General features: G+C 70.6%; 11 protein-coding genes. 2 read left to right on the forward strand and 9 right to left on the reverse strand.

Annotated elements, in window-relative coordinates:
- Positions 1–76: 76 nt before the first annotated feature.
- The 5 genes from AWC27_RS15115 to AWC27_RS15135 are packed head-to-tail and all read right to left on the reverse strand — an operon-like array spanning position 77 to position 4,233.
- Entirely contained in the window at positions 77–1,639 is a 1,563-nt protein-coding gene (locus AWC27_RS15115) for a PucR family transcriptional regulator (protein WP_085671224.1), read from the reverse strand.
- Between the two features lie 14 nt (positions 1,640–1,653).
- Entirely contained in the window at positions 1,654–2,061 is a 408-nt protein-coding gene (locus AWC27_RS15120) for an antitermination protein NusB (protein ID WP_083116172.1), read from the reverse strand.
- Positions 2,058–2,531 carry a transcription antitermination factor NusB gene (gene nusB / locus AWC27_RS15125; protein WP_139837021.1) on the reverse strand — a complete coding sequence of 158 codons (474 nt, stop codon included), beginning with the start codon at positions 2,529–2,531 and terminating at the stop codon, positions 2,058–2,060. Before nusB ends, AWC27_RS15120 begins: the two co-directional genes overlap by 4 nt.
- Positions 2,528–3,091: an elongation factor P gene (efp, locus tag AWC27_RS15130; RefSeq protein ID WP_083116174.1), complete on the reverse strand. Its 564-nt coding sequence runs from the start codon at positions 3,089–3,091 to the stop codon at positions 2,528–2,530. The genes nusB and efp overlap by 4 nt, the downstream gene beginning before the upstream one ends.
- 14 nt (positions 3,092–3,105) lie before the next feature.
- Positions 3,106–4,233, reverse strand: a complete 1,128-nt coding sequence (locus AWC27_RS15135; RefSeq protein WP_085671226.1) for a M24 family metallopeptidase — start codon at positions 4,231–4,233, stop codon at positions 3,106–3,108.
- A gap of 33 nt (positions 4,234–4,266) precedes the next feature.
- Here AWC27_RS15135 and AWC27_RS15140 point away from each other — a divergent pair, with 33 nt between their 5' ends.
- On the forward strand, positions 4,267–4,992 hold the full coding sequence (locus AWC27_RS15140; RefSeq protein WP_085671227.1) for a B-4DMT family transporter: 726 nt from the start codon (positions 4,267–4,269) through the stop codon (positions 4,990–4,992).
- Here the strand turns inward: AWC27_RS15140 and aroQ are convergent.
- From aroQ to aroC, 4 genes are read right to left on the reverse strand one after another with little or no spacing between them, the layout of a single operon-like run.
- On the reverse strand, positions 4,989–5,411 hold the full coding sequence (gene aroQ, locus AWC27_RS15145; RefSeq protein ID WP_085671228.1) for a type II 3-dehydroquinate dehydratase: 423 nt from the start codon (positions 5,409–5,411) through the stop codon (positions 4,989–4,991). The two genes, AWC27_RS15140 and aroQ, sit on opposite strands and share 4 nt — an antisense overlap.
- On the reverse strand, positions 5,408–6,496 hold the full coding sequence (gene aroB / locus AWC27_RS15150; RefSeq protein ID WP_085671229.1) for a 3-dehydroquinate synthase: 1,089 nt from the start codon (positions 6,494–6,496) through the stop codon (positions 5,408–5,410). The genes aroQ and aroB overlap by 4 nt, the downstream gene beginning before the upstream one ends.
- Positions 6,493–7,023: a shikimate kinase gene (locus AWC27_RS15155; RefSeq protein WP_085671230.1), complete on the reverse strand. Its 531-nt coding sequence runs from the start codon at positions 7,021–7,023 to the stop codon at positions 6,493–6,495. The genes aroB and AWC27_RS15155 overlap by 4 nt, the downstream gene beginning before the upstream one ends.
- Positions 7,023–8,228, reverse strand: a complete 1,206-nt coding sequence (aroC, locus tag AWC27_RS15160; protein ID WP_085671231.1) for a chorismate synthase — start codon at positions 8,226–8,228, stop codon at positions 7,023–7,025. The genes AWC27_RS15155 and aroC overlap by 1 nt, the downstream gene beginning before the upstream one ends.
- 139 nt (positions 8,229–8,367) lie before the next feature.
- Here aroC and AWC27_RS32125 point away from each other — a divergent pair.
- Positions 8,368–12,356, forward strand: a 3,989-nt coding sequence (locus AWC27_RS32125; protein ID WP_085671232.1) for a PE family protein, incomplete at its 3' end; no start/stop codon positions are given.

Below are 12,356 nucleotides of genomic sequence, written 5' to 3' on the forward strand. Positions count from 1 at the left end.
ACACCTCCAGGGTGGCGTCAAGGACGGCCGCATGCGTTGCCGGAGTCGGACAATGCGACCCTCGCGGTTTGTCGGATTACGACAGCGCGGTGGGTCCGTCCGGCTCGGTGGCGGCCAACTCGATCGTCATCGCCAATCGCTTCGTGGCGTCGTCGAGCGCCAGATTGGTGATCTCGGCCATCTTGCGCAGCCGGTAACGCACGGTGTTCTCGTGTAACCCCAGCCGCTCGCCGGCCTGCACCAAGTCGCCCTGGGCTTCCAGCCAGGCCTGGAGCGTGGCTACATAGTCGGTCGAGTGGGCCCGGTCGTGGCGGCGCAGCTCGGCCACGGGTCCCCGCTCCGGCGACCGTCCGGCGCGCGCCGCGGTGCGCAGTCGCTGCAACAGAATGTCGGCCCACGACTCGTCGTAGGCCGGCGGCGTACCAGTGCCGCCGGATAGCTCGTGCAAGGCCAGACATTCGTCGGCCTCGTGGCGTGCCGCGACCAGCTCAGCGACTTCGGCGGGTCCGCTGATGCCCGCCGCAACCCGCACTCGCTCGGGCAGAGCCGCCCGCAGGTCGTTCACCCAGCTGCGTGCCGTCGTCGCCTGCTCGCTGGGCAACACGGTGTAGACGGTGTTGCCCGCCAACGCGCTGCGTCCGGGCCGGGACCAGCCGAAACCGGTGGTGGCGCGTTCGAACGCCAGCAGCAGGGCGGCGTCGCGCTCGGCGCCGACAAAGGCCTGCAGCGCGATGACCCGCAGCGGGTTACGCGGCAGCCCCAGCCTGCTGGCCACCGTGGCGGCGTCGAGGGTCCCTTCCAGCAATTGGATGACCAATTCCGATTCGACCTGGCGCTCCAGATCTGCGCTGGCTCGCGAACGCAGTAGATGCAGGGCCACCGTGTGCGCGCCGTCGGTCAAGGCGGCCCGGTGTGCGCCCTGCAACGGATCCGGGCAGGCCACCCACACCGATCCCAGGATCTCGCGACCCGAGCGGACCGCGACCACCATGCGTCCGGTCAGGCCCTGTTCGTGGTCGGGGGCGACGAACAGCGGATCGTCGGAGTCCGCCAGATGCGCGAACACCCCGTGCGTTTCCAGCGCCACGCGCAGCCGCTCGGGTGTCTGACGCTCCAGAATCGTCGCCACCCGCGCCGGGTCGGCGTGCTGCTGAGGCTGCGAGTACGCCAATACCCGCAATTCCCGGTCCTCGATGGTGACGTCACCGCCGGTCGACTCGGCCAGACTGTCGGCCAGCGCGAACAAGTCGGTGGGGCCGCGACCGGATTCGGTTTCCCGGCCCTCCAGCACCAGCCCGTAGACCACCGCGGCAACTTCACTCCACGACACCGATTCCTCGAGCACCAGCACGGCTCTCGCGTCGACGTCACCGTCGAATGGTTGCCCGCAGGTACGCGTCAGCACCACCACGGCGTGGGCCGACGCCGCCCACTGCACCGCTTCGGCCACCGACCCGGCACCGATGGCCAGCAGCACGTCACCGATCTGGGAACCGATCTGGGAACCGGTCTGGGCGCGATCGCCGGCCGCTTCGTGGATCACCACACTGCGCAGTTCGGTGGACCTGGGCAACTCCGACCACCGCAGCCGAACCCCGTAACCACCGAGCACGTTGACCAAGCGATCCAGGGTGATCACGAGCGGAGTCCGGGTCAGCCGTCCAGCTCGTCGTCGCTGTCCACGATTTGTCCCTTACCGCGGCTGCTTTCCATCCAGCGCATCACCGGCAGTTGGGGAAATTGCGGCAGGTCCCAGCGGCGCGACGGCAGCTCGGTGACATCGCCGAGTGAGCGCACCACGGCTTGGGTCAGGCCCATGATGGCGGCCATCACCGGCAACAACGGCTGCAGCGGCTTGGCCGCGGTGCGAACCGTGCTGATCCGGCGGGCCAGGATGAGTCGCTGGACCGAGTGATACAGCCAGGCGCCCACCCCCAGGGCGTAGATGGACAGCGCCGACGCAACGATGGCCCAGTCCATCGCGGCGCAGACGACGGCGCCGAATACCACCGCGGCGGCCAGCCAGGCCGCCACGACGACGCGCAATTCCAGCCGGGTCATGACGAACCGCCCCGGACTGCTTGGGCGGCGGCGCGGATTTGTGGCGTGACCAGCATGACCTGGCCGAGGACGCCGTTGACGAAGCCGGGCGAGTCGTCGGTGGACAGCTCCTTGGCCAGCTCGACGGCCTCGTCCACGGCGACCGGCTCGGGTACGTCCTCGGCGTACAGCAGCTCCCAAACCGCCACGCGCAGAATCGCACGATCCACCGCCGGCAACCGGTCCAGGGCCCAGCCCTGCAGATGAGTGGTGATCAAGTCGTCGACGTGGGCGGCGTGTTCGCTGACGCCACAAGCCACCGCGGCCGTATAGGGGTGCAGCGCCGCCACGTCCGGGTTGGCCTTGGCCAGCGCGGTCCGGGCCTCGACAACCGCGGCCGGGCTCATGCCGCGGGCCTCAGCCTCGAACAGCAGGTCGACCGCTCGCTTGCGGGCCTGATGGCGTCCTTTAACCGGCTTCGACATACTCAGGCGTTGACCCTGCCCAAATAGCTGCCGTCGCGGGTGTCCACCTTGAGCTTGTCGCCTGTGTTGATGAACAACGGCACCTGAATTTCGGCGCCGGTTTCCACGGTGGCGGGTTTGGTGCCCGCACTGGACCGGTCGCCCTGCAAACCGGGCTCGGTGTGCGAGACCACGAGTTCGACCGACACCGGCAGCTCGATGTACAGCGGCGCGCCGTTGTGGAAGGCCACCTGCACCGGCAGGCTCTCCAGCAGGAACCGTGCGTCGTCGCCGACCAGCGACTCGGGAAGATGGTGCTGCTCGTAATCCTGGCTGTCCATGAACACGAAATCCGAGCCGTCGCGGTACAGGTAGGTGGTGTCGCGCCGGTCGACCGTGGCGGTTTCCACCTTCACCCCGGCGTTGTAGGTCTTGTCGACGACCTTGCCCGACAGCACGTTCTTGAGTTTGGTGCGCACGAAGGCCGGTCCCTTGCCTGGCTTGACGTGCTGGAACTCGGTGATCGTCCACAGCTGCCCGTCGATAACCAGGACAAGTCCGTTCTTGAAGTCAGCAGTGGTCGCCACGGTCGGTGAATCTCCTACAGGATGGCCAGTTCCTTGGGGAACCGGGTCAACAATTCCGGCTTAGCGCCGGCGGTTTCGGGTGTTTCTCGCGTCCCAGTGGCCACTACCAGGGTGTCTTCGATGCGCACACCGCCGCGGCCAGGTAAATAGACGCCGGGCTCCACGGTCACTACGGAACCCGCAAGCAGTGTACCGGCGGATGTCGCTCCGATGCCCGGCGCTTCGTGAATCTGCAGGCCAACGCCGTGTCCCAAACCATGGCCGAAGTGGTCGCCGTAGCCCGCGTCGACGATCATCTGACGCGCCGCGGCGTCGACGTCGCGTAGGTTGGCTCCCGGCCTTAAGGCCTCCCGGCCAGCTTTTTGGGCTTCGGAAACCAGCTGGTAGATCTCACGCTGCCAGTCGGCCGGCGAGCCGAGGACGAAAGTGCGGGTCATATCGGAGTGGTAGCCGGCCACCAGCGCGCCGAAGTCGATCTTGACGAAGTCACCCTTGGCCAGCACGGCGTCGGTGGGCCGGTGATGCGGAATCGCCGAGTTGGCGCCTGCGGCCACGATCGTCTCGAACGAGATCGTGTCCGCGCCATGGTCGAGCATCAGGCTCTCCAGCTCGCGGCCCACCTCCTTTTCGGTTCGGCCCGGTCGCAGTCCCCCACGCTGCACCAGATCGGCCAGCGCGGCGTCGGCCGCTTCGCAGGCCAGCCGCAACAAGGCCAGCTCACCGGCGTCTTTGACCTCGCGCAAGCCCTCCACGATCCCGGATGCCCGCACCAGCTCCGTGTCGTGGCCCTCCACCGCGCCCGTCAGCGCATCCAGTCCGTCGACGGTCACGACGTGACTTTCAAAGCCCAGCTTCTGTACACCGGCCGTCGCGGCCCGGGCGGTCAGATGGCGACCCAGTGCCCGCTCGATGGCCACCTCGAGATCAGGTGCTTGCTGTGCGGCCTGCGTGCGGTACCGGCCGTCGGTGGCCAGCACGGCGTCGCATTCGCTGTCGGGGTTGGCGAAAACCAGCAACGCGCCGTTTGATCCACTGAAACCGGATAGATATCGCACATTTATCAGGTCCGTGACCAGCATCGCATCCAGTCCGGCTGCGGCAATTTGGGCTCTGAGCTTGTGTCGACGCTGGGAATGTGTCACGACCCTTGACGGTACTCGCTAGGCTGAACCCCCATGAGGAACTGGATGGTGCGCGGGTTGGCCTTTGCCGCCGCGATGGTGATTGTCCGCCTGTTCCAGGGGGCGTTGATCAATGCATGGCAGACGCAGTCGGCACTGATCAGCATTGTGCTACTGGTTCTCTTCATCATCGGTGTGTCGATATGGGGAGTGCTCGACGGCCGCGCCGACGCCAGGGCCAATCCGGACCCCGACCGCCGCGAAGACCTCGCAATGACCTGGCTGCTCGGCGGTCTGCTGGCCGGCGTGCTCAGCGGGGCGGTGGCCTGGATCATCGCCCTTTTCTACAAAGGCATCTACACCGGCGGCCTGATCAACGAGATCACCACGTTCGCGGCCTTCACCGCGCTGCTCGTGTTCCTGTTCGGAATCGTCGGCGTGGCTATCGGCCGGTGGCGGGTAGACCGCAGCGCTCCGCCGGCCGAGAAGCACGAAGGAGCCGGCAGATCTGAGGAGCGCGCCGACACCGACGTGTTCACCGCCGTTCGCGGCGACGACAGCCCTACCGGCGAGATCCCCAAGGGCGCAGCCCAGACCGAGGAACGCACCTCATCGGTGGCCACGGCCGAACGTGAGGCACCCACCGAGACGATCCCGACGACCGACAGCGATGCGAAGACCGAAGTCATCCACACCACCGACAGCGACGCGAAAACCGAGGTCATTCACACCGACACCGGCAAGACGGAGCCGACCAAGAAGCCGGACAAGAAGGACTAGCGGCCGGCCAGGTAGCGCAAGGCCAGCAGATAGCCCTGGATTCCCAGCCCGACGATGACGCCGGTCGCGATCGGGCTCAGGTAGGAATGGCGCCGAAACTCTTCGCGCGCATGCACATTGGAAATATGCACCTCGATCAAGGTGTCCAGTTCGGCGCATGCATCGCGCAACGCCACCGAGGTGTGGGTCAGACCGCCGGCATTGAGGATCACCGGTTCGCCGGCGTCGGCCGCCCGGTGAATCCACTCCAGCAGCTGGGCTTCGCTATCGCTTTGCCGCACAACGGCTTTGAGCCCCAGCTCGACGGCCTCGCGCTCGATCAGGGCAACCAGCTCGTCGTGGGTGGTGCTGCCGTAGACGGCGGGCTCGCGCTGACCCAGCCGACCCAGGTTGGGGCCGTTGATGACGTTCACGTTCATGGTGCGCACACTCCCGCGTAAGCGGTGACCAACAGCCCGGGGTCCGGACCCACCAGCCGGCCGGGTTTGGCCAGCCCGTCGAGAACCACGAACCGCAACACCCCTGCCCGGGTCTTCTTGTCCCCTGCCATGTATTCCAGCAGCTGCGGCAATGCGTCGGGGTCGTAGCTGACCGGCAGGCCCAGCGAGGTGAGGATGGCGCGGTGGCGCGCCGCAGTGGCGTCGTCGAGCCGGCCGGTGAGCCGCGCGAGCTCGGCCGCGAAGACCAGGCCCACTGAGACCGCGGCGCCGTGCCGCCACTCGTAGTGCTCTCGGCGTTCGATCGCATGCGCCAAAGTGTGGCCGTAGTTGAGGATTTCGCGCAGTTCGGATTCCTTCTCGTCGGCGGCCACCACCTGCGCCTTGACGGCGATCGCGCGCCGGATCAGCTCCGGCATGACGTCGCCCTTGGGATCAAGCGCGGCTTGCGGATCGGCTTCGATGAGGTCCAGGATCACCGGGTCGGCGATGAACCCGGCCTTGACCACTTCGGCCATTCCGCAAGCGATTTCGTTGTGCGGCAACGTCTCCAGCGTCGCCAGGTCCACCAGGACCGCCAGCGGCTGGTGAAACGCGCCGACCAGATTCTTGCCGGCATCGGTGTTGATGCCGGTCTTGCCGCCGATGGCCGCGTCGACCATCCCCAGCAGCGTAGTCGGCACATGCACGATCGACACCCCGCGCAGCCAGGTGGCCGCGGCGAACCCTGCAACATCGGTGGCCGCTCCCCCGCCAAGGCTGACCAGCGCGTCTTTGCGGCCAATTCCGATGCGGCCCAACACTTCCCAGATGAAGCCCACGACCGGCAGGTCTTTGCCGGCCTCGGCATCGGGTATTTCGATACGGTGTGCGTCAACGCCCTTGTCCGCCAGGCGACTTCGAATGGCCTCGGCGGTCTGCGCCAGCACCGGTTGATACAGGATGGCGACCTTATGCCGTCCGGACAGCAACTCGTCCAGCTCGTTGAGCAGTCCGGTGCCGATCACCACCGGGTACGGCGGGTCGACGGCCACCTGCACGGTGACCGGTTCGGGGATCTGGGTCATGTGGCGGCCTGAGTCTGACTGGGCACCTGCAGCCGCGACATGATGTAGCGGACCACCGCTCCGGGGTTGCGACGGTTGGTGTCCACCCGGATGCTGGCCACCCGCCGGTAAAGGGGCGCCCGTTTGGCCATCAAATCCCGGTATTTCGCAGCACGGTTGGGGCCGGCCAGCAGCGGCCGCACAGTGTTGCCGCCAGTGCGGCGAACCCCTTCGGCCGCACTGATTTCCAGGTAGACGACGGTGTGGCCGGCCAGCGCCGCACACACCCCGGGGCTGGTGACCGCGCCGCCGCCGAGCGACAGCACACCGTCGTGGTTGGCCAAGGCGGCGCGCACCACTTCCTCCTCAATCCGTCGGAACTCCTGCTCGCCGTCGGCGGCGAAGATGTCGGCGATGCTTCGGCCGGTCTGCTCCTCGATCGCCATGTCGGTGTCGAGCAGGCTGACCCCGAGCGCCTTGGCCAGCCGGCGTCCGATGGTGGACTTGCCGGAGCCCGGCAGGCCGACGAGTACCGCCTTGGGTGCCATTAGCCCGATGCCCGCGCGGCCGGGGATTCCCGGTCGGTGACGGTGCGCTGGTAGGACTCGATGTTGCGGCGGGTCTCGGCCAGCGAATCACCGCCGAACTTCTCCAGCACCGCGCGGGCCAGCACCAGCGCCACCATGGTTTCGGCCACGACTCCGGCGGCCGGGACCGCGCACACGTCCGAGCGCTGGTGGATGGCGACGGCTTCGTCGCCGGTCGACATGTCGACGGTGGCCAGCGCCCGCGGCACCGTCGAGATGGGCTTCATCGCCGCGCGCACCCGCAGCGCCTGCCCGTTGGTCATGCCGCCTTCGAGTCCGCCGGCCCGATTGGTGGAGCGCACCACACCGTCGGGACCGGGATACATCTCGTCATGGGCCTGGCTGCCGCGGCGCCGCGCGGTCTGGAATCCGTCGCCGATCTCTACACCTTTGATGGCCTGGATGCCCATGACCGCGGCAGCCAGCTGGCTGTCTAGCCGGTTGTCGCCGCTGGTGAACGAACCCAGTCCGACCGGCAGGCCCACAGCCACCACCTCGACCACACCGCCCAGGGTGTCGCCGTCCTTCTTGGCGGCTTCGATCTCGGTAATCATGGCCTGTTCAGCCTGCTCGTCGAATGCGCGAACGGGGCTGGCGTCGATCTTCGGTAGATCCTCGGCTCGCGGCGGCGGCCCTTCATACGGTGCCGACGCGCCGATCGAGATCACGTGGGACAACACCTCGACACCGAGGGCTTGACGCAGGAACGCGCGGGCCACCGTTCCCGCGGCAACCCGGGCTGCGGTCTCCCGGGCGCTGGCGCGCTCCAGCACCGGGCGGGCGTCGTCGAAGCCGAACTTGAGCATGCCGGCGTAGTCGGCGTGGCCGGGCCGCGGCCGGGTCAGCGGCTCGTTGCGCGCGCTGTTTTCCAGCTCTGTGGGGTCGACCGGATCCGCGGCCATGACGGTCTCCCACTTAGGCCATTCGGTGTTGCCGATCTCGATGGCGATGGGGCCGCCCAGGGTGCTGCCGTGCCGTACCCCGGCCAGCACGGTCACCGCGTCCCGCTCGAACTTCATTCGTGCGCCGCGGCCATAGCCCAGCCGGCGGCGGGCCAACTGATCGGCGATCTCGCTAGAGGTGACTTCCACGCCGGCGACCATGCCCTCAACCACGGCGACCAGCGCTCGGCCATGGGACTCCCCGGCAGTGATCCAGCGCAACACCCGAACATCTTCCCACGAACCCGGAGTTGACCTCGCCGATGCCCCGTGGCCTGCGATTCAAGGTCTATTTCACTTTTATAACAGCCGCGCCTGCAACTTCTTGACCAATCTATTTCCATGCGTTGACGGGAGAGGTCTCATGGCGCTTGTGCTTGTGACGCCGGCTGTGTTGGCGGCGGCGGCGGGCGATGTGGCAGGCATCGGCTCATCTATCAGCGCGGCCAACAGCGCGGCGGCCGCCCAGACCACGGGCCTACTCGCGGCTGCTCAGGACGAGGTGTCTGCAGCGATCGCATCGCTGTTCTCCGGCCACGCCCAGGAATATCAAGCGCTCAGCGCACAGGTGGAGGCGTTCCAGGCGCAGTTCGTGCAGGCATTGAACGGCGCGGCCGGAGCCTACGCATCGGCCGAGGCGGCCAATGCTTCCCCGATGCAGGCGCTGGCGGCGGCGGCGAATGCGCCCACTCAGGCATTGTTCGGCCGCCCGCTGGTGGGTAACGGCGCCAACGGGAGCGCGCCCGGTCAGGCCGGGGCGCCCGGCGGCCTGTTGTACGGCAACGGCGGCAACGGCGCCCCGGGCGTCACCGCGGGAACGCGCGGGGGCGCCGGCGGTGCTGCGGGGCTGATCGGTAACGGCGGCAACGGCGGCGCCGGCGGCGCGGGCGCCGCCGGTGGCGCCGGCGGTCGCGGCGGCTCATTCATGGGCAACGGCGGCGCCGGAGGCGCAGGTGGGGCTGCTACATCGTTCAACATGATGGGCGGCCGGGGCGGCGATGGTGGTGCTGCGGGACTGCACGGCAACGGCGGGGCCGGCGGTCAGGGCGGGGCCGGAGCGGCCGGCGCGGCCGGCAGTTCGGCGACGATCGCCGGCGGGTCAGGCCATGACGGCAGCATCGGGGGCCGCGGCGGAGACGGTGGCAAGGGCGGCGCGGGCGGCTCCCTGTCGGGCGTTGGCGGAGATGGCGGCGCAGGTGGGTCCGGCGGGAGCGGCGGCCTCGGCGGCAGCGGCCTCAGCGGCGCCGACGGGCTCAGTGCTGGTGCGGACGGGCACGCCGGCGGCAACGGCGGGAATGGTGGCGCCGGTGGCGCCGGTGGTAACGGCGGAGCCGGCGGGACCTCCGCGACTGGCAACGCCGGCCACCAGGGTGCCGCCGGCAACGGCGGCCACGGCGGCAACGGCGGCAACGCCGGTGACGGCGGGGCCGGCGCGGCCGGTAGCGCCGGCTCTACCGCCGGAGCAAACGGCGGCCACGGCGGCAACGCAGGAGTGGGTGGCGTCGGCGGTATCGCCGGCACCGGAGCCCACACCGCCACCAGCGGCGTCAACGGGGCCTCCGGCGCACACGGCACCGGCGGCAACGGCGGCGACGGCGGCAACGGTTACAACGCCGCCCAGGCCGGAGCCGGCCCCGGCGTCAGCGGCGGCAAGGGCGGCAACGGCGGGGCCGGCGGCAGCTACGGCAACGGCGGCGCCGGCGGTCGCGGCGGCGACGGCACGGCCGGGGCGAACGGCACCACCCCGGGTGACCCGTCGCTGGCCGGCACCCGCGGTGGCGACGGCGGCAGCGGCGGCGACGGCGGTGCCGGCGGGGCCGGCGGGTCGGTCATGGGCAACGGCGGTAGCGGCGGGGCCGGGGGCAGCGGAGGGGCCGGCGGCAACGGCGGCAACGGATCGGATGCCACCCCCGCGCTGGCCAACGCTCCCGGCGGAAATGGCGGCGGCGGCGGCAACGGCGGCAACGCCGGTAACGGCGGTGCCGGCGGGGATGCCCTGGGCGTAGGCAACGGAGGTAAGGGTGGTGCCGGTGGCGCCATCGGCGCCGGCGGCAACGGCGGCGACGGCGGCCATGGCGATGGCCACATCGGCGGGGGTCAAGCACCATACGGCGGCCGTGGCGGCAACGGCGGGCAGAGCGGCCTGAACGGCAACCTGTCCTCCGGGGGCAACGGCGGCAACGGTGGCAACGCCCTGGTCGCCGGTAACGGCGGGGACGGCGGCGCCGGCGGAACAATCGGGGCCGGCGGCAACGGCGGCAAAGGTGGGGTCGGTGCGGACGGCTGGAACAACGCCTTCGGCGGCCGCTCTGCATGGGACGGCGGAAACGGCGGCGACGGCGGCTCGACCGGGATTGGTGGGGCCGGTGGTAATGGCGGCTCCGGCGGCCACCTCAGCGGCAACGGCGGCAACGGCGGCAACAGCGGCAACGTCGGTCCCGCCGGTAACGGCGGGGCCGGCGGGACCGGTGGCGCCCCCAACTCAGTTGTTGGACGCGCCGGCTCGGGCGGCGTCGGCGGCAATGGCGGGAACGCTGGTCACAGCCTCGACGGAGGTCGTGGTGGTGACGCCGGGATGAACGGCAGCGGTGGCCACGGCGGCGACAGTGGATCGGTGGGAGCCGCCGGCACCGGCGGGGCTGGTGGCAACGGCCCCAACGGCGGCAATTATGTGGGCAATGGCGGCTGGGGCGGTGCGGGCGGGCGCGGGGGCGTAGCCGGATTCAGCGGCAACGGCGGCGCCGGCGGCAACGGCGGCACCGTATCGGGCGACGGCGGTGCAGGCGGCAACGCGGGGGCCGTTGGGCAATGGGGCAACGGCGGCTCGGGTGGCCACGGCGGCGACGGCGGGCCTCCCAGAGACGGCACGCTGATCGCCATGGGCGGAACGGGCGGCGCGGGCGGCGCATCGGGCGCAGTCCTGGGCACCGCAGGTGCGGGCGTCGGCGGCAACGGCGGCAACGGCGGCAACGCCCTGGGCACCGGACACGGCGGCAGTGGCGGGGCCGGTGCCAATGGAGCGTATGCCGGTGACGGCGGTGCCGGCGGCGACGCCGGCGCAGGCGGCACGCGCGGCGGCGGTAACGGTGGCGCCGGCGGGGCCGGCGGATCTGTGGTCGCCGGATCCAACGGCTCGGGGGGTCACGGCGGCATTGGCGGCTCGGCCAGCACTCCGGCAGCGGCGGGCATCGGCGGCAACGGCGGCAACGGCAGCACCGGTGGCAATGGCGGCGCCGGCGGTGACGGCGGCGACGCTACCGGGGCCGTTACCGCGGGCGCAGGCGGCGCCGGGGGCGCCGCCGGGGCCGGCGGCGCAGGCGGCGCTGGCGGCACCGGCTCCGCCCCGGGTAAGGCCGGCGTCGCCGGCGGCTACGGGACCGGCGGTGCTGGCGGCGAGGGTGGCAATGGCCACACCGCGACCGGCAGTGCCGGAACTGTCGTCAACGGAGTCAACGGCGGCCGGGGTGGCGACGGCGGCGCGGGCGGCACCTATGGCAATGGCGGCGCCGGCGGCAACGGCGGCAATGGCAGCGCCGGAGCGAACGGCGCGAGTGCCACCGCCGCGGGCGGCTCGGGCACCGGCGGCGGAAACGGCGGCAGCGGCGGTAGCGGCGGCAACGGCGGGGCCGGCGGAACCCAGGCCGGCAACGGTGGAGCCGGCGGTAGCGGCGGCACCGGCGCCAACGGCGGCAGCGGTGGCAATGGCCTTACCGGCGACAACGCCAGCACCGGGGGTGCCGACGGGCAAGCCGGCGGCAGCGGCGGCGACGGTGGTACCGGCGGCAACGGCGGAAGTGCCGGCACCGGCGGCACCGCAGCAGCCGGCCACGCCGGCACCAGCGGCACCGGCGGCAACGCCGGTAACGGCGGCAACGGCGGCAACGCCGGAGCTGGCGGCAACGGCGCCGACGGCGTCGCCGGCGTGAACTCCGGTAATGGCGGCAAGGGCGGCAACGCCGGCAACGCTGGAGCCGCGGGTGCCGGCGGCACCGCCGGCACCGGCCCGAACAACGCCCTGTCGGGTACCGCCGGCGCCCGCGGAACCGGCGCCAACGGCGGCAACGGCGGCAACGGCTACGACGCCAGTACCGGCACCACCCCTGGCGTTAACGGGGGCAACGGCGGAAACGGCGGAAACGGCGGAAACTACGGCAATGGCGGCAATGGCGGCACCGGCGGCAATGGCAGCAATGGCACCACCGGCTCGCCAGGATCCGTCGGCATTCTCATTGGCAACGGTGGTGACGGCGGCACCGGCGGTAGCGCCAGCGCCGGGCCCACCACGCCGGTCAGTGGGACCGGCCTACCCGGCAATAACCCTGAATTCGACCCCACCCCCGTGCCCCTCACCGC

The organism is Mycobacterium szulgai (assembly GCF_002116635.1).
GTDB lineage: Bacteria > Actinomycetota > Actinomycetes > Mycobacteriales > Mycobacteriaceae > Mycobacterium > Mycobacterium szulgai.

Excerpts from the sequence above, each read along its gene's own strand:
- AWC27_RS15155 (WP_085671230.1), bottom strand. The coding sequence starts at position 7,023 with ATGGCACCCAAGGCGGTACTCGTCGGCCTGCCGGGCTCCGGCAAGTCC.
- AWC27_RS15120 (WP_083116172.1), bottom strand. The coding sequence starts at position 2,061 with ATGACCCGGCTGGAATTGCGCGTCGTCGTGGCGGCCTGGCTGGCCGCC.
- aroQ (WP_085671228.1), bottom strand. The coding sequence starts at position 5,411 with ATGAACGTGAACGTCATCAACGGCCCCAACCTGGGTCGGCTGGGTCAG.
- aroB (WP_085671229.1), bottom strand. The coding sequence starts at position 6,496 with ATGACCCAGATCCCCGAACCGGTCACCGTGCAGGTGGCCGTCGACCCG.
- AWC27_RS15140 (WP_085671227.1), top strand. The coding sequence starts at position 4,267 with ATGAGGAACTGGATGGTGCGCGGGTTGGCCTTTGCCGCCGCGATGGTG.